The 17,370-nt window shown below is 44.8% G+C and carries 14 protein-coding genes; 9 read left to right on the plus strand and 5 right to left on the minus strand.

Annotated elements, in window-relative coordinates; translation table 11 throughout:
* Window positions 1–208 precede the first annotated feature (208 nt).
* Window positions 209–1,339, minus strand: a complete 1,131-nt coding sequence (hppD, locus tag AB4Z08_RS12475; protein WP_441574068.1) for a 4-hydroxyphenylpyruvate dioxygenase — start codon at window positions 1,337–1,339, stop codon at window positions 209–211.
* Between the two features lie 50 nt (window positions 1,340–1,389).
* Window positions 1,390–2,547 (minus strand): homogentisate 1,2-dioxygenase, encoded by a 1,158-nt coding sequence (locus AB4Z08_RS12480; RefSeq protein WP_441574069.1) that lies wholly within the window; start codon window positions 2,545–2,547, stop codon window positions 1,390–1,392.
* A gap of 1,010 nt (window positions 2,548–3,557) precedes the next feature.
* On the opposite strand from AB4Z08_RS12480, the gene thrA reads away from it, so the two are divergent.
* The 5 genes from thrA (at window position 3,558) to rpe (ending at window position 10,124) form a co-directional block, all read left to right on the plus strand.
* Window positions 3,558–6,002 carry a bifunctional aspartate kinase/homoserine dehydrogenase I gene (thrA, locus tag AB4Z08_RS12485; RefSeq protein ID WP_441574070.1) on the plus strand — a complete coding sequence of 815 codons (2,445 nt, stop codon included), beginning with the start codon at window positions 3,558–3,560 and terminating at the stop codon, window positions 6,000–6,002.
* 144 nt (window positions 6,003–6,146) lie between these two features.
* Window positions 6,147–7,073, plus strand: coding sequence for a homoserine kinase (locus tag AB4Z08_RS12490; RefSeq protein WP_441574071.1), 927 nt, complete (start codon window positions 6,147–6,149; stop codon window positions 7,071–7,073).
* Between the two features lie 20 nt (window positions 7,074–7,093).
* Window positions 7,094–8,389 (plus strand): threonine synthase, encoded by a 1,296-nt coding sequence (thrC, locus tag AB4Z08_RS12495; protein WP_441574072.1) that lies wholly within the window; start codon window positions 7,094–7,096, stop codon window positions 8,387–8,389.
* Between the two features lie 24 nt (window positions 8,390–8,413).
* Window positions 8,414–9,424, plus strand: coding sequence for a tetratricopeptide repeat protein (locus AB4Z08_RS12500; RefSeq protein ID WP_441574073.1), 1,011 nt, complete (start codon window positions 8,414–8,416; stop codon window positions 9,422–9,424).
* A gap of 34 nt (window positions 9,425–9,458) precedes the next feature.
* Window positions 9,459–10,124 carry a ribulose-phosphate 3-epimerase gene (gene rpe / locus AB4Z08_RS12505; protein WP_441574074.1) on the plus strand — a complete coding sequence of 222 codons (666 nt, stop codon included), beginning with the start codon at window positions 9,459–9,461 and terminating at the stop codon, window positions 10,122–10,124.
* On the opposite strand, the gene AB4Z08_RS12510 is transcribed toward rpe, so the two are convergent.
* Window positions 10,105–10,494 (minus strand): response regulator, encoded by a 390-nt coding sequence (locus tag AB4Z08_RS12510; RefSeq protein ID WP_441574075.1) that lies wholly within the window; start codon window positions 10,492–10,494, stop codon window positions 10,105–10,107. The two genes, rpe and AB4Z08_RS12510, sit on opposite strands and share 20 nt — an antisense overlap.
* Window positions 10,495–10,503: 9 nt before the next feature.
* Window positions 10,504–13,152 (minus strand): PAS domain-containing sensor histidine kinase, encoded by a 2,649-nt coding sequence (locus AB4Z08_RS12515; protein WP_441574076.1) that lies wholly within the window; start codon window positions 13,150–13,152, stop codon window positions 10,504–10,506.
* 262 nt (window positions 13,153–13,414) lie between these two features.
* On the opposite strand from AB4Z08_RS12515, the gene purE reads away from it, so the two are divergent.
* The 4 genes from purE (at window position 13,415) to AB4Z08_RS12535 (ending at window position 16,441) form a co-directional block, all read left to right on the plus strand.
* Window positions 13,415–13,870, plus strand: coding sequence for a 5-(carboxyamino)imidazole ribonucleotide mutase (gene purE, locus AB4Z08_RS12520; RefSeq protein WP_441574077.1), 456 nt, complete (start codon window positions 13,415–13,417; stop codon window positions 13,868–13,870).
* Window positions 13,871–13,968: 98 nt separating this feature from the next.
* Window positions 13,969–14,925: a PhoH family protein gene (locus AB4Z08_RS12525; RefSeq protein ID WP_441574078.1), complete on the plus strand. Its 957-nt coding sequence runs from the start codon at window positions 13,969–13,971 to the stop codon at window positions 14,923–14,925.
* A gap of 265 nt (window positions 14,926–15,190) precedes the next feature.
* On the plus strand, window positions 15,191–15,673 hold the full coding sequence (locus AB4Z08_RS12530) for a hypothetical protein (protein WP_441574079.1): 483 nt from the start codon (window positions 15,191–15,193) through the stop codon (window positions 15,671–15,673).
* A 228-nt stretch (window positions 15,674–15,901) separates the two neighbouring features.
* Window positions 15,902–16,441: an inorganic diphosphatase gene (locus AB4Z08_RS12535; RefSeq protein WP_208116220.1), complete on the plus strand. Its 540-nt coding sequence runs from the start codon at window positions 15,902–15,904 to the stop codon at window positions 16,439–16,441.
* Window positions 16,442–16,522: 81 nt separating this feature from the next.
* On the opposite strand, the gene AB4Z08_RS12540 is transcribed toward AB4Z08_RS12535, so the two are convergent.
* Window positions 16,523–17,296, minus strand: coding sequence for a C40 family peptidase (locus AB4Z08_RS12540; RefSeq protein WP_441574080.1), 774 nt, complete (start codon window positions 17,294–17,296; stop codon window positions 16,523–16,525).
* Between the last annotated feature and the right edge of the window lie 74 nt (window positions 17,297–17,370).

Raw genomic sequence — 17,370 nt, forward strand, 5'->3', positions numbered from 1 at the left:
AACAAAGGTTTTCATAAAAACAGGCCCTTCCAATCATTTCCATCATATAGTTTAAATATACGCATTAAAAATAATAAATATCTATTAAAATAAAAATAAAAAAGCCCGCCGTGGAAATCAGGCGGGCTCTGCATTTAAATTGTTGTAACCATCATAAAACGGCCTAAAGAACTCCCATCGGGAGTGTAACTAAAGAAAGCATAGGAAACTATAAGTTACCGCGCAACGCCTGTTCTCTTTCTATAGATTCAAACAGGGCTTTGAAGTTGCCTTTACCGAAAGACTGTGCTCCTTTACGCTGAATAATTTCAAAAAATACGGTAGGTCTGTCCTGCAGTGGCTTCGTGAAAATCTGCAACAGGTAACCTTCATCATCTCTGTCGACCAGGATGCCTAATTCCTTTAACGGGGCGATAGATTCATCGATCTTCCCTACCCTGTCCAGTAATGTTTCATAATATACTTCCGGCACCTTCAGGAACTCCACGCCCCTACGCTGCAACTCAGACACTGTTTTCACAATATCATTGGTAGCAATGGCTACATGCTGTACACCTGGTCCACCGTAGTAATCCAGGTATTCCTCGATCTGGGATTTCTTTTTGCCCTCGGCCGGTTCGTTGATTGGGAATTTCACACGTCCGTTACCGTTACTCATCACTTTACTCATCAGGGCAGAGTACTCCGTAGAAATATCGCTGTCATCAAAAGAGATGAGATTTTTGAATCCCATTACGCGTTCGTAAAATCCCACCCAGGTATTCATCTCGTTCCAACCCACATTGCCTACGCAATGATCTACATATAGCAGGCCGGTATCAGCCGGGTTATAGTCTGATTTCCATTCCTTGAAACCAGGCAGAAATAGTCCGTTATAATTTTTACGTTCTACAAACACGTGAACGGTATCACCATAAGTATGAATTCCACTGCGTACTACTTCGCCAAATTCATCTTTCTCTACAGTAGGCTCCATATACGGTGTAGCACCACGTTTCACAGTTTCTTCATAAGCAGAACGGGCATCCTCTACCCACAGTGCCAGTACTTTTACACCATCGCCATGTTTAGCCACGTGACGGGAAATATCTGTATCGGGAAACAGGGAGGTAGTCAATACAAAGCGTAATTTATTCTGCACTAACAGGTAAGATACCCTGTCTTTCACACCGGTTTCCGGACCGGCATACGCCACTGATTGAAAACCAAAAGCTGTTTTGTAGTAAATGGCGGCCTGTTTGGCATTGCCTACATAAAACTCAACGTAATCTGTGCCGTTGAGGGGTAAAAAGTCCTGCTGACCGGTTAAGTTGTCTGCATTCATTAATGCTGTTTCCATAACATTCAATTGTTTTGGTTTTATAAGTCGTTGGTTGCTGTTGTTAATAATTATTCTGCCCAGCTCATTACATAGCTGCCATCTTCAATACCCAATGCTTCTTCCGTGATTTGCAACGGATGAAAGGTATCTACCATTACTGCCAGTTCTTTTGTTTCTTTTGCGCCGATACTTTTTTCCACGGCTCCGGGATGTGGTCCGTGCGGGATGCCTGCAGGATGCAGGGTGATCATACCACGCACTACATGTTTACGGCTCATAAAGTCACCATCTACATAATATAACACCTCATCACTGTCTATATTACTGTGATTATACGGGGCAGGAATTGCCTGCGGATGGTAATCAAATAAACGGGGACAGAAAGAGCATACTACAAAGTTGGTTCCTTCAAACGTCTGATGCACCGGAGGTGGCTGATGTACACGACCTGTGATGGGCTCAAAATCGTGAATGGAAAAAGCAAACGGATATTCGCATCCATCCCACCCCACCACATCAAATGGATGATGCCTGTAGTGGATCGGATATATGACTCCTTTCTTTTTAATACGGATCAGGAAATCCCCAGCCTCATCAATCGTTTCCAGGTTTTGTGGTTGCCGGATATCCCTTTCGCAATAAGGAGAATGTTCGAGCAGCTGTCCGTATTTACTCAGGTATCTTTTGGGATAACGGATAGGACTAAACGATTCCACGATAAACAGGCGGTTGTCTGCACTATTGAACGAGATCTGGTAAATAGTCCCGCGTGGTATTACCAGGTAATCGCCGTAACTGAATTCCAGCTGACCATACTGTGTTTTCAGCACACCGCTGCCTTCGTGTACGAAGATCATTTCATCTGCATCCGCATTTTTGTAGAAATAACCTTCCATGCTTTTGCGGGGAGCAGCGAGTACAATGTGGAGATCACTATTGACCAGCACAGCTTTACGACTCTGCAGAAAATCATCTTCCGGCTTTATATTGAAGCCCGTGAAACTGCGGTGTTTCAGCATCTTTTCTTCCGCCACCTTAGGTGCAACGGAATAAGGTTCATCTACTTTTACAATTTCTGTAGGTGGGTGGCAGTGATACAATAAGCTGGAATGAGAGGAGAATCCTTCCGTAGAAAACAACTGTTCCGAATACAGCTGGCCATCCGGTTTGCGGAACTGGGTATGGCGCTTATGCGGTATTTGTCCTAGTTTATAATAATGTGGCATATCAGGTAAATTGAATAAAATTGTTTTGGTGTACAATTAACGATTGAACGGGTGTATGATTCGTACTGGTGTATGATCGAAATGATATATCAATGCGCAACCGGTGAATGGCAGTAAATAATTAGATACACATGCACGGGAATAGCAGAAATTTACTATTACAAAGTTACGGTATATAAACACGAAGAATGGCCGGTAGTGGCCGTTGGGAAAGGTTATGCCAAAGTCGAATCCATGGCAAGTGTGGCCATGAGAAAGTAGTAGTTAAGCTGACTGTTGCTTGTATATTTCAGTGAAATGGACAAGTGGCGATTGTTTAGGCAACTAAGTTAAGGATATAATTCTATATTAACCAAAATAAGTAGCGTATCGCAGGAGTTATAGCGGGCACCCGGAAGGGGCATAGTGCAGTGAAAGAGTAGTGAAAGAGTAGTAAGAGTGTAGTAAGAGTGTAGTAAAAGAGTAATGTAACAGTAGTAACAATGTAGTGGAACAGTAATAGAACTATAATGGGAATGTAATAGATAGACGAATCCTAAGTACCGGAGAAGTATACGAGAAGTAGTAATGAGGTAATAATGATCGGCCGAGAGGTGCATTTAGTCATAAAATTGTCATCAAAACAACATTTTCACTACTTATTGAAATAACGAAAACATACAAATAGCCGTAATTTATTAAATAATAATCACCATAAAGGTGCAAAACAAATACAAAAACAACCAATAAGCTCATTTTTTAAAATATTTCTAAATATCGCCACTGCACTTTTATTTACCGGTGTAATTGTAGACTTTTGTTACACAATCGTCATATTTAAAATAGTGATACCGTTTTACACATATCAATTCTCTGTTAATCCCGCCTCTCAGCCGGACACGGACACTATGGCAACAACGTCCACATTTATTACAACCCCACTGCGGGGTTAGTTTTCACATATTATCCAACGACCACCAAGTGGTACATAACCGGGAGGACCCGGAGTTAACTACGTATAAATTTTCCATATGCAAGTATTAAAATTTGGCGGCACTTCTGTAGGAAGCGCCAAAGCAATAGAACAGGTTTGCAACATCCTCAAAAAATATAAACCTGCCGGACAATATGCCATCGTTGTATCTGCGCTGGGTGGAGTAACGGACAAGCTTATACGCTGCGGACAACTCGCAGAGCAAGGCGAGGAAGAATATAAAAATGTATTACAGGAAATTGAAGCCCGCCACCTGGATACTATCCGTGAGTTATTCCCCATTACCGCACAAAGCGGACAGATTAGCCAGCTGAAGAAAAAATTAAATGCCCTCGAAAACCTCTGCGACGGTATCTTCCAGGTAGCGGAACTCAGTCCCCGCACCCTGGATAAAATTATGAGCTACGGAGAACTGATGTCCTGTACCATCGTAGCAGAGAAACTCAAACAACAAGGCTTCTCTGCCACCTGTAAAGACAGCCGCGAGCTGATTGTTACAGATAACAACTTTGGCCACGGCGCGGTAAATTTTGTTGCCACCAATCACCATATTACCCAGTACTTTGCACAGTCCACCGTTGACTATGTAGTATTACCGGGCTTTGTTGCCGCTACCGCCGAAGGAGAAACCACTACCCTGGGCCGTGGCGGATCCGACTATACCGCGGCTATTGTGGCCGCTGCTGTTAACGCCGATGTACTGGATATCTGGACAGATGTTAGCGGCATGATGACCGCAGATCCCCGCATCGTATCACAGGCGATTCCTATTTCACATATCTCTTATGTGGAAGCCATGGAACTCTCCCACTTCGGCGCCAAAGTAATTTATCCGCCTACTATCCAGCCGGTCATGAGTAAACACATTCCCATCTGGATCAAAAACACCTTTGCCCCGGAAGATCATGGCACCCTTATCCAGGACAGTGCTGACCGCAGTTTCCCCGTAACCGGCATCTCCGGCATACAACATATCGCGCTGCTCACCCTGGAAGGCAGCGGCATGGTGGGCATCCCCGGCTTCTCCAAGAGATTGTTTGAATCGCTCCTACGGGAACGGATCAACGTGATCCTTATTACACAAAGCTCTTCCGAACACTCCATTACCGTAGGCATACATGAAACGGATATGCTGAAAGCCAAAACTACCGTTGACAGCGAGTTTGGACAGGAAATACTGGAGAAACGCATTGAGCCCCTGCAGGTGGAAAAAGACCTCTGCATTGTAGCCGTAGTAGGTGATAAAATGAAAAATCATCACGGTACCAGTGGCAAACTGTTTGGCACCTTAGGCCGCAACGGTATCAACGTAAGAGCCATTGCACAGGGATCTACAGAGAAAAACATCTCTGCCGTGATTAATAAGGCCGATATCAAAAAAGCGCTGAACGTCATGCACGAAACCTTCTTCGAAATACCGCTGAAACAGGTTAACCTGTTTATTGCAGGTGTAGGTAATGTAGGCAGCAAACTATTGGAACAACTGCAGCAGCAACAACAGTACCTCCGGGATGAGCTGGGACTACAGGTAAGAGTGATTGGCCTTGCCAACAGTAAACAGACCCTGTTAATGGACGGTGGCATTCCTTTGGATAACTGGCGCGGACAGTTGGAGCAAGGTGACCGTGTAAGCACCTCTGATTTTGTACAACAGATAAAATCACTGAACCTCCGCAACAGTGTATTCGTGGATAATACTGCCAGCAGCGACATTGCGACCGTGTATCATGAATTTCTGCAACATGGTATTTCGGTGGTCACCTGCAATAAAATTGCCTGTTCTTCTGAATACATCTATTACAAGCAACTGAAAGACCTTGCCAGAAAATACAATGCGTCTTTCCTTTTCGAAACCAATGTTGGCGCAGGATTACCGGTTATCAATACCTTAAATGACCTGATCAGAAGCGGCGACAAAGTACATAGTATAGAAGCCGTTTTATCCGGCAGCCTCAATTTTGTGTTCAATCATTTTGTTAACGGCTCCAGCTTCCGGGAAGTGGTAAAAGCCGCACAGGATGAGGGATACACAGAACCGGATCCACGCATTGACCTGAGTGGTAAAGATGTAATGAGAAAGATACTGATCCTTGCCCGGGAAAGTGGTGCGGCCATAGAAATGGATGAAATCACCAACTACTCTTTCCTCCCGGCAGCCTGCCTCGATGCCCCATCTGTACCTGCTTTCTACGATGAGCTGGATATACATGCCGGACATTTTCAGGGGCTCCGCGAAACGGCTGCCGCTGAAGGTAAACGCCTGAAGTTTGTAGCCCGCTATGAAGATGGCAAAGCCTCTGTAGGGTTACAAAGTGTAGCACCGGATCATCCGTTCTTTAAGCTGGAAGGCAAGGACAATATTGTGCTGTATACTACCAGTCGCTATAAAGACCAGCCGCTGATCGTGAAAGGCGCCGGTGCAGGCGCAGATGTAACAGCTTCCGGCATCTTTGCTGATATTATCCGCAGTGCCAGAGTATGAAAAAGAATTACGAATTACGAATTACAAATTACGGATTGGGTAGTTTGTAATAAGGATTCGTAATTCGTAATTCGTAATTCGTAATTCGTAATTCGTAATTCGTAATTCGTAATTCGTAATTTTTAATTCTTAACTTAAGGTTATATGGATAGTATAAAAGTATTTGCGCCAGGAACTGTTGCCAATGTGGCCTGTGGCTTTGATGTGATAGGACTTGCACTGGATGCGCCGGGAGATGAAATGATCCTTCGCAGATCCGCCGAGCCGGGAATTCGCATTACTGCCATCCATGGCGCAGACCTCCCGCTTGATCCCGCCCGTAATGTGGCCGGGGTGGCGGTACAGGCCCTCTTACAGAAATACGAACAACCGGATATCGGGATTGAAATAGAGATCTTCAAAAAAATCCATCCGGGTAGCGGCATTGGTTCCAGTGCTGCCAGTAGCGCCGGCGCGGTAGTAGGCGTTAACCACCTGCTGGGAGAGCCTTTCACCAAAAAACAACTGGTGCGCTTTGCCATGGAAGGAGAAAGACTTGCCTGCGGCTCTGCACATGCCGACAACGTGGCTCCGGCTATCCTGGGCGGTTTTACGCTGGTAAGAAGTTATCGTCCGCTCGATATCACCGCATTGCATACCCCTCAACATCTATGGGTCACCGTTATACATCCGCAAATAGAAGTAAAGACTTCTGATGCCCGTGAAATACTGAAGCAGAAAGTACTGATGACCGATGCCATCCGGCAATGGGGCAATGTAGGTGCACTCGTGGCCGGCTTATACCAGGAAGATTATGAACTCATCAGCCGCTCCCTGGAAGATGTAATCGTAGAACCGGTAAGGGCCATCCTCATCCCTGCCTTCCATGAACTTAAACTGAAATGTAAGGAAGCCGGCGCATTGGGCGGAGGTATTTCCGGTTCCGGTCCTTCTGTATTTATGCTTAGCAAAGGAGAAGAAAATGCCCGCAAAGTTGCGGCTACTATGGATAGCGTTTACGCACCACTGGGAGTAGATTATAAAATCTATGTTTCCCAAATTAACACCGCCGGTGTAAAAGTGATTGACTAACCAAAACAAACGTATTATCCATGCAGTATTTCAGCTTACAAAACAAGCAGCATCAGGTAAATTTCGAAACAGCAGTTGTACAAGGATTAGCACCAGACAGAGGTTTATATTTTCCGGAACAGATACCAACACTGGACAAAGACTTCCTTACTCACCTGCACGACTATACGGATCATGAAATCGGACTAAAAGTTATCCGCCCATTTGTAGGAGACGAAATACCCGAAGAAGCATTAAAAAAGATAGTTGCAGACACGTTGCATTTTCCTTTCCCGGTACAGAAAGTCACCGGTCAGACTTATGCCCTTGAATTATTTCATGGCCCCACCCTTGCTTTCAAAGATGTAGGCGCCCGTTTCATGGCCGGATGCCTGGGTTATTTCCGCCGCAACAGCACAGAACCGGTAACCGTACTGGTCGCCACTTCCGGCGACACCGGCGGTGCTGTGGCCAGTGGATTCTACAATGTTCCCGGTGTAGAAGTAGTGATCCTTTACCCTTCCCAGAAAGTAAGCGTTCTGCAGGAAAAACAACTGACTACCCTGGGTAAAAACATCCATGCACTGGAGATTCAAGGTACTTTTGACGACTGCCAGCAGCTGGTAAAAACAGCTTTCCTGGATAAGGAACTGCAGGCCCGCCGCCCGCTTACCAGCGCCAACTCTATCAACGTAGCCCGCTGGTTGCCGCAGATGTTTTATTATTTCCTGGCTTATAAGCAAATGAAGGCAGCACATCCCAAACTGGTATTTTCCGTCCCCAGCGGTAATTTCGGTAACATTTGCGCGGGATTGATGGCCACCGCCATGGGATTACCTGTGTCACATTTTGTAGCCGCCACCAATATTAACGATACGGTGCCGAGGTTTATGGCCAGCGGTAAATATGAACCCGGTAAAGCATCCCCCACCCTCTCCAATGCCATGGATGTGGCAGATCCCAGCAATTTCGTACGGATATTGGAGTTATTTGGCAATAGTCTGCCTTCTCTCGCTGAAAAGCTGACTGCTTACAGTTTTAATGATAAAGACACTGCCCGCACGATGGAACAGGTATGGAAAGAAAATCACTATATGCTGGATCCGCACGGGGCAGTAGGTTTCATGGGGCTGCAACGTTACCTGGAACATTCTCCTGAGCTGACCGGCGTTTTCCTGGAAACCGCGCACCCGGTGAAATTTGAAGACACGGCGCCTAAGTCTATCCGCGAAGAAATATATACACCGGCGAAGGTGATGTCTTTATACGGTAAAGAAAAAGAAGCCACCTTACTGGCGGCAGACTATACTGTGTTCAAAAACTGGTTAATGCGATAAGGATTCTGTAGTTTTGACGTCTGTATGAAGTATTTATCTATCCTCCTGTTATTAGTGGGTGCCCTGGCATGTAACAATGCCGGCACCCGGCAGCCGGCAGCTGCAGGCAATGCAGACACCGTACTACAAAGTGATATCATCCGGCCCGTAACGGACTCGATCCGGCAGTTTCCGGATAACCCGGAATTGTATTACCGCCGTGCATTATTGCTCTTTAATACCAATCCCGCTTTTGCGCAGGCTGATTTTGAAAAAGCTGCGAAATTGATGCCTGCCAACACCGACTACTGGGCAGGCGCCGGAGAAGCAGCCCTCATCGTAAACGATTACAAAAAGGCAGCGGGTTACTTTCAGCAGGCCCTCACCACCGCTCCCGGCTACACGTACCTGGAGTACCGGCTGGCCACTGCGCTCATAGAAAATAAATCATATGCAGCTGCCGACAGTATCGCCAATATACTCGCACAAACGAATGATGGGCGTGACAAAGCTTTTTACCTGAAAGCCCGTATGGCAGAAGATAAACAAGATACCGTTACTGCCATCCGGCATCTTACCTCCGCTATTCACGCCGCCGGCGCACAACCCGAATTTGAAGCCGTGATGGAACTCGGTGACCTGCTGCGCAGCCGCAAAGCACCAGCCGCCCTGACCTATTATACACAGGCATGGCGAATAGATACCACCAATGCCTACCCTTTATATGAGGCGGCACAATTCCAGGAAGAACTGGGAGATGAACCGGCAGCACTCCTCACCTACCGGAAATGCATCATTGCTGATCCGGGATTTGAAAAAGCGTACCTGGCACTGGGAAAAATTTACGGCAACAAAAAAGACTGGAAAGAGGCGTATACCTATTATAACATGGCCGCTAAATCCGCACCAACAGATGCCTGGGCCTATTATTACCGCGCGCAGACACAAGAACAACTGGGCAATAAAACATTGGCGATTGAAGATTATACGAAGGCTTCCTCCTTTAAAAAAGATTTCAGCGAAGCTAAAGCAGCCTTGCAAAGACTGAAGCCTTAATTACTTAAATTTACATGACTCAAAAATACTGCATTTGGAAAAACATCCTGTTTTAGTGGCGCCATCTTTACTGGCAGCGAATTTCCTGGAACTGGGAAAAGATATAGATATGGTGAACCGTAGTGAAGCAGACTGGTTTCATCTGGATGTAATGGATGGCAGATTTGTACCCAACATCAGTTATGGACTGCCTGTTATTGCTCAGATAAAGAAAAGAGCGAACAAGCCCTGTGATGTTCATTTAATGATCGAAGAACCGGAAAAGTATGCAGCAGACTTCAAAAAAGCCGGGGCAGATATCTTAACCGTGCACCTCGAAGCCTGCATTCATCTTCACCGTAATATTCAACAGATAAAAGGACTTGGCATGAAAGCCGGTGTGGCACTGAATCCACATACACCTGTAGGCATGCTGGAAAATGTAATCAGGGATATTGATGTGGTGCTGATCATGAGTGTAAACCCGGGATTTGGTGGTCAAACCTTTATTGAGCAAACCTATCATAAAATCCGGCAACTGAGAAAGCTGATCACCGATACCCATTCACATGCGTTAATTGAAGTAGACGGAGGCATAGGAACGGAAAATGCAGGACAGCTTATTGATGCAGGCGCCAATGTACTGGTGGCAGGCAGCGCGGTGTTTTCTTCCGCAGATCCTGAAAAGACCATTCATGCACTTAAGACAAGTGCGAAATAATTTCTTTTGATAATGGCTTGGTGAGATAGCCTGTTACGAAATCGTAAGCGCTTACCCGCTCTCTGTCCTTTTCATCAATAGAAGAGGTGAGCACAAATATCCTGATGTTCTTAGGCAGCTGATCGCAAAATGCGGCGTATTCCTCCAGGAACTCCCAGCCATCCATCACAGGCATATTGAGATCCAGCAAAATAAGATCGGGCAGGGCGTGAGAGTTTGCGGCGTTTTCACGGATATAATCCAGCACATCCTGTGCGTCTGAAAATACACGGATATTACTGCTGATTGCCTGACGTTCGATCATGATTTTAGCAATCTGCTGGTGAATAGGATCATCATCTACAATAAAAATCGTATCGATCAACTTCATAAAGGGGGTTTATTCTGATCTAAATGTAATAATAAATTTCGTTCCCTCTCCAGGATGGCTTTCTGCCCTTATATTTCCACCCATTGCTTCCACCTGGGTTTTAGTAATAAACAGGCCTATTCCTTTAGCGTCTTTATTCTTATGAAACGTTTTGCGGAATCCAAATAACTTGCTGCCGAAGCGTTCCATATCTATCCCTACGCCGTTGTCCTGCACACTTAATATGATGTTTTCATTTTCCTTCCAGGTCTGTAAATGTACAGCTGGCGTGCGTTCTGAAGAACGATAACGGATGGCATTGGTGATAAAGTTCTGTAAGATACTATCCAGGTATACCCTTGGATACTCAATCACCGGTTCTGCTCCAAAGTTATAGGTTATCTGAATATTACTGGTTTCAATGTCTACCAGCAGTACATCCCTTACTTTCTGTAACCGCTCTGCAAACTGTAATTTTTCTTTCTCTACATTCACATCTTTCCTGATCTGTACTACCTCTACCAGGTCGTTCAGGGTTTCATCAATCTTTTTAATCACCTCATGTACCATTCCCAGGTACAGGTCTCTTTCCTGCTGGGCCACCGCCTCGTTATGCATTTGCATCAGCGCCTTCAGATTGGCAATAGGCGCCCGGAGGTTATGGGAAGTAATATGGGCAAAATCTTCCAGCTGCTTGTTCTGGTTGATGAGGTTTTTATTAAGATTCGATAGCTGATCATTGGCCTTTCTCAGCTCTTTCTGCATTTTCCGGCTATCTGTTATATCCCGCATGAACACGGAAATACCGCCATCCTGCATAGGTGTAAGCAGGAAATCATACCATTTATCTACTCCGGGAAAGTAAATACCAAAAGATTGAGAAGCCTGTTGCAGTATACATTCCTGCAGCCGTGCATAAAATACAGTGCCGCTAAGCCGCGGGAACTCCTCAAAGATGTTGCTGCCCATGGCTACCGGGTGTCCGATCATTTTCTCTGCCTTGCGGTTGAGGAAGTTAACGTTCCCGTTTTTTTCCATAGCCGCATAGCCCATATCAATGGTATCGAAGAAAAGGCGCATCAGCTCTGTGTTCCGTGTGAGCGCATCTCTTATTTCCAGTTGTTCGGTAATATCCTGTATCACTCCGTACATCCTTACCAGGCGCCCATCTACATAGCCGGGTTGCCCGATGGAGCGGACCCTTTTCAGTTGTTGCTTTGCGGATACAATCGTTAGTTGTGCATCAAAAGGTTTACCGGTGTCTATACATTGCTGAATGAGTGCATGGAGGCTTTCCCTTGCTTCCGGGGTGTAGAAGGCCATGGCCTTCTCAAAGTTTATTTCCGTATCAACTGGGCAGTCGTGGATATAATAGGATTGATCTGTCCAGCGTACCTGCTGGTTGTCGATATCCATTTCCCAGCCGCCTATTTTGCCTATATTGCCGGTTTGCTGGAGGAATTCCTGGTTTTTCCTGTTTTCCAGTTCCTGCATTTTTTTGTCCGTAATGTCATTCACCAGCGCCACTACAATCATTTCCTTGTCTATCGGTTCTATTACCGGGAAGACGGTCAGGTCGAGATATACTTCACGTCCAACGGTTGTCCAGCGTTTGTCCTGGGAGAAGTCGATTCTTTTTTCCACCCGCAGGGATTTGTTTTCTTCCAGTGCCTGAATAAACAGTTTATCCAATTCAAACATGGTGGACAGGTCGTCATTCATGACATTGAAAGGCTGCCTTACAGCGGGATATGGCGAATTAAAGAAGAAGCGTTGTGTTTGATTGATGCGGCGTATAAATCCGAAATTATCGAACTGAATATATCCTATAGGCAGATTTTCTATGATATTGTCGAGGAGTCTTTCACTTTTTTGCAGGCTTAGTTCAGAGAGTTTTTTCTCTGTAATATCATCCAGTATCAGGAAGATATTGACCATATTACGCTGCTGATCGGTGAGTGGAAATATCGTGGCTTCAAAGTACACCGGGTAAAGCCGGGTAACGTTTTCGTTTCTTTTTTCGCGGTAGCTGAGTAATATTTCGCGTTTCAGTGTTTTTCCTGTGCTGAGGGCTTCCTCAAACATTTCAGAGAGTCCATTGAGGCGATAGAAGGGGTCCTGCAGCCATTTATAGGCTTGTTTTGTAAAGAATGGATGTGCCTCTCCCCATATTTCCCTTTGGCGGCTGTTCATATCCATGCTATTGCCATCGGGTGAAAACTGTTGCAGGCCCAGGGGGAGGTTTTCCAGTACCTGGCTGTAATAGATTTCATTTTGTTCGCGTTTTATTTCATCGAGTTTACGGGAGGTGATGTCTATACCAATGAGTATGCAATGTTCCATGGTGCCGTCCTCGTTCATGAGGGGGCTGATACCGGCTTCCAGCCAGAGCGGGGTATCTTCCTTTTTAAGGAAACAGCATTGTTCCTGCACGGGATTGCCGGCCAGCAGGGTGGTCCATATTTTTTGCCACCGGTCCGTGTCTGCGGGCCGGAGGATATGGGTGAGCGGTTGGCCGATAAGTAGGTCGGATGATTGCTGCAATGCGGCTACCACCTGCGTATTTACCGCAGTTACCATCCCCCCGGCATCTATAGTGACAGAGAGTGCACAGGCATTAATAGCGGCTTCAAGATGCTGTAAGTGCCGGTAGTGCTGTTCCAGCATAACTACATTCATATGATAGCAGAATCTAAGATCGTTGTGTCAGGAAATACCCAAAGTAGGCATTATATAATAAAAAACACTATTGTACCGGTAAAAGTAATAAAATGTTGGATAAAGGTCAATTCCTTTACAAATGCGCCTTCAACGGGCGGATGAGTGGTTGGAAGGTATCATTTATCCACGTGTTGTGGATTTTCAGTTTTCTGAAATTGTTAAACGATCAATATCTTTGGGCTATCTATATAAATTATCATTTTTTAAAATACTATTTGAGATGAAAGTTTTGATTATCATGGGTTCCGAGAGTGACAAACCTGTAATGGAAGAATCACAGAAACACCTGCAACATTTTGGGATTGAAAATGAGATGGTGGTAGCCTCTGCACATCGTAATCCGGATAAAGTACGAGAATTGTGTATCACCGCTCAGGAGAAGGGATTTGGCGTAATTATTGCCGCAGCGGGCATGGCAGCAGCCTTACCGGGAGTTGTATCAGCTTACACTTCGCTGCCTGTTCTGGGAGTTCCTTTAGAAGGTGGTTTACCTGGCGGTATTGACGCATTGTATTCAATTGTACAAATGCCTGCAGGCTTACCTGTTGGTACATTGGCAGTAGGAAAAGCAGGAGCGCGCAATGCAGCAATTCTGGCCGCCCGTATCATTGCTCTGAGCAATAAGGATATCGCCGCTAAAGTGGAAGCCTTCAAACAGAACGGGTACAGAATTTAGTGATAGCTTAACAATTGCGTCTTCCAGGTTGTACAAGATTTAAATATATTCGGATTGAAAAATACCGATCATTTCCTGGACAATTAAATCAAGAATCATTGACTGAATCCATTATCAATTTAGACAGTATTAATCCCATTGAGTTTTTCGGTGTTAATAACGGAAAACTAGATCTGCTGAAAAAGAAATTCCCATTGCTTAAGATCCTGTCCAGGGGCACCCAGTTAAAATTGAGTGGGGCACCGGAAGAAGTGGCTACAGCGGAGGAAAAAATCGGTCAGATCGTTAAGTACCTGGAACGTAACGGTAATTTGACGGAGAACTATTTTGAACAGATTCTGGGAGATGAGGAAGGCACAAAAGTCGATAATTTCAGTGAGCGTAACCCCAATGAAGTATTGGTATTTGGTCCTAACGGTCGTACGGTAAGAGCACGTACATCCAACCAGAAAAAGATGGTAGCCCTGGCGGAGAAGAATGACATTATCTTCGCGATAGGTCCTGCCGGTACCGGTAAAACCTATACTGCTGTAGCTTTAGCGGTACGTGCGCTCAAAAACAAAGCTGTTAAAAAGATTATCCTGACACGTCCTGCGGTAGAAGCAGGTGAAAGTCTTGGTTTTCTGCCGGGAGATTTAAAAGAAAAGATTGACCCATATCTGCGGCCATTGTACGATGCGCTGGATGATATGATCCCTGCGGAAAAACTGAGTTATTACATGACCAACCGTGTAATTGAGATTGCACCACTGGCGTATATGCGTGGTCGTACCCTTGATAATTCGTTTATTATCCTGGATGAGGCACAAAACGCCACTGATCTGCAGATCAAAATGTTTCTAACCCGTATTGGAGCATCTGCCCAGGCCATTATTACCGGTGACCTTACGCAGATAGATTTACCTAAAAATCAGCAATCCGGTCTGGAAAGGGCTTCGCGCATCCTTCGTAACATTGAAGGCATCGCACATGTGGAACTTGATGAAGAAGATGTTGTAAGACATCGACTGGTGAAAGCCATCATCAGGGCATATGAAGCCAATAAGGACAAATAGACCATTTTATCGTTTGGCTATTTTGTTATTTTGATGTTTTTTTCAATGGCAATGGCCATTCCGGAAGAAATATCTGTATAACAAAATAGCCAAATGATGAAATATTAACTCTTTGTTAACGGCGATTGCTGTAAGTTCACCTGTTTTTATCCAAGGGAGATATTCAGTCCGAAAGCCTGTGAATGAGCCTCGCTATAGTTGATGACTTTGCAGAATTGAAGTTTACCCCTATTTTTGTTGTGATATATAATAATTTATCGACCGCATGACCAATTTTTTTCGAATCATGACACTGGCATTGACTACAACCTTGCTGTTGGGCAGTTGTAAGAAAAGGGCTTCCCCCGAAGAGGTAGCGCTGGCGTTTATGCATGCGATTCAGGATTCGAACTACGACCAGGCAAGGGACTATGCCACCAAAGAATCTCAACAGGTAATACAGATCTATGCTATTTTTGACGGCCGCCGCAGTGGCCCGGAAAGGGAAAAAATTAAAAATGCAAGGATAGAGGTTGTCAACATTGAAGAAAATGGCGATAAAGCCGCTGTAACTATCCTGAACTCCTCCGCACACCAGAAAGAAATCCTCCAGATGGTGAAGGAAAACGGACAGTGGAAAATTTCCCTGACATTCGACAGCATTATTCCCAACTACGCACCGCAAACAGGTAACGCATTTGATTCTACCGGGGTTTTACCTACAGATACTACCTCCGCTACCGGTATTGTCATGCCGGAAACTAAATAAATTTTCCCCCTTTTTGTCTTTTTACACAAAAGGAAGGGATAATTTTTAGCTATTAACGGGTAGTTCCCTTAATTTTGCCACGCATTAATGATCCGAATGTGTGGCGTATTTCCTGTTTACTTACCGGAAACCTAACCATATCTTCATGAAAAGTGAGGTGAGTACTTTATTCACTTTTCTACATTAAGCCAATATTGAACAATAAACCTTAAAGTAAAGTAGATTATTATGATGACAAATCCCTGGCACAGTGTGAGTCCCGGCTCTGAAGTGCCAAATGTTGTAAATGCAATTATAGAGATTCCAAAGGGATGCCGTGCCAAATATGAACTGGATAAAGAAAGCGGTTTGCTGAAACTGGACCGGGTTTTATATTCTTCTGTATACTATCCTGCCAACTACGGTTTTATTCCACAGTCTTACTGCGATGACCATGATCCATTGGATATCCTGGTATTATCCCAGATTGAATGCGTACCTATGTGCATCATCGAGGCTAAAATCATTGGCGTAATGCAAATGATTGATGGTGGTGAAGCAGATGATAAAATCATTGCAGTAGCAGCCAACGATATGAGTGTAAACCACATCAACGATATTTCTGAACTGCCTCCTCATTTCATCGATGAAATGCGTCATTTCTTCGAAGAATACAAAAAGCTGGAAAAGAAAACCGTTGTGGTGGAAGAATTCCAGAATAAAGCCAAAGCAGAGAAAATTATTATGCAGAGCTTTGAAGATTATCGCAAGATCTTCAAACAAAGCTGATACAGCTTTTAGCCGTTAGCTTTTAGCTTTTAGAAGAAATGCAGCGGAGATACTTCGCTGCATTTCTTTTCTACCAAAAGGCTAAAAAAATCTTTTTATAATGCGTAACCGATGTGTACGAAGCCCCGTTTCTGCATTGATAATACCCTGATTGTCGATCGGATCAATACGAACCTTCCCCGAAGCATGGATAATTTCGTGATCGTTCAGTAATATCCCAACATGCGTAATCCTACCCTCTTCATTATCGAAGAAGGCCAGATCACCCAGCCGTGCTTCCAGTAAGAAATCGACAAGATGTCCCTGTGTGGCCTGCTGATACGCATCCCGCCACAGGGAAATACCGGATAACTTAAAAACATTTTGTGTAAAACCAGAACAATCGACCCCGAAAACACTGGAACCACCCCAGAGATAACCCGTATTTAAAAACTGCCCTGCAGCGTTCTTTAAAGCCGTTATGTCGATTGCAGCAGTATTAGTTAAGGGAAGTGGCTTATCTTCGAATTTTACGACCATATTTCCCCATTGCGTGGAAGTATCGTTATTGCTCTTCACCAGGCAGCCAAAAGGTACCAGCATCAGCTGATCATTCATGGTAACCCGGTTCACCCAGCCAGGTAAATACCAGGCTGCCGGTGCCAGGAACAATGTTTCATCAATGGGTTCCAGGTGAGCAGCAGTGGCCCAGCCTGTATATTCGTCGTATTGATTTTTTATTTGTACCCAGCCGCCGGGAGCTGTTTCCGTAATTTCAACACAGGCTCCCCATAGTAACTGGGAAATCATTTCACTCTTGTGTGAGGCAGTTCCCCTTAATGGCGCAACTGGCACAATGACAATGGCGTATGGCATATTAATTGTATAAATCCATTTTATTATTCAATAATCTTATGCGCTAAATGAACTTTTTCCGCTTTTGTACGTAA

The organism is Chitinophaga sp. RAB17, assembly GCF_052114225.1.
In the GTDB taxonomy this organism is placed as follows: Bacteria; Bacteroidota; Bacteroidia; order Chitinophagales; family Chitinophagaceae; genus Chitinophaga.

What these genes read in the sequence shown, in the direction of transcription:
- hppD (WP_441574068.1), bottom strand. Translation starts at nt 1,339, where the DNA reads ATGGAAACAGCATTAATGAATGCAGACAACTTAACCGGTCAGCAGGAC.
- AB4Z08_RS12480 (WP_441574069.1), bottom strand. Translation starts at nt 2,547, where the DNA reads ATGCCACATTATTATAAACTAGGACAAATACCGCATAAGCGCCATACC.
- thrA (WP_441574070.1), top strand. Translation starts at nt 3,558, where the DNA reads ATGCAAGTATTAAAATTTGGCGGCACTTCTGTAGGAAGCGCCAAAGCA.
- AB4Z08_RS12490 (WP_441574071.1), top strand. Translation starts at nt 6,147, where the DNA reads ATGGATAGTATAAAAGTATTTGCGCCAGGAACTGTTGCCAATGTGGCC.
- thrC (WP_441574072.1), top strand. Translation starts at nt 7,094, where the DNA reads ATGCAGTATTTCAGCTTACAAAACAAGCAGCATCAGGTAAATTTCGAA.
- AB4Z08_RS12500 (WP_441574073.1), top strand. Translation starts at nt 8,414, where the DNA reads ATGAAGTATTTATCTATCCTCCTGTTATTAGTGGGTGCCCTGGCATGT.
- AB4Z08_RS12510 (WP_441574075.1), bottom strand. Translation starts at nt 10,494, where the DNA reads ATGAAGTTGATCGATACGATTTTTATTGTAGATGATGATCCTATTCAC.
- AB4Z08_RS12515 (WP_441574076.1), bottom strand. Translation starts at nt 13,152, where the DNA reads ATGAATGTAGTTATGCTGGAACAGCACTACCGGCACTTACAGCATCTT.
- purE (WP_441574077.1), top strand. Translation starts at nt 13,415, where the DNA reads ATGAAAGTTTTGATTATCATGGGTTCCGAGAGTGACAAACCTGTAATG.
- AB4Z08_RS12530 (WP_441574079.1), top strand. Translation starts at nt 15,191, where the DNA reads ATGACCAATTTTTTTCGAATCATGACACTGGCATTGACTACAACCTTG.
- AB4Z08_RS12535 (WP_208116220.1), top strand. Translation starts at nt 15,902, where the DNA reads ATGATGACAAATCCCTGGCACAGTGTGAGTCCCGGCTCTGAAGTGCCA.
- AB4Z08_RS12540 (WP_441574080.1), bottom strand. Translation starts at nt 17,296, where the DNA reads ATGCCATACGCCATTGTCATTGTGCCAGTTGCGCCATTAAGGGGAACT.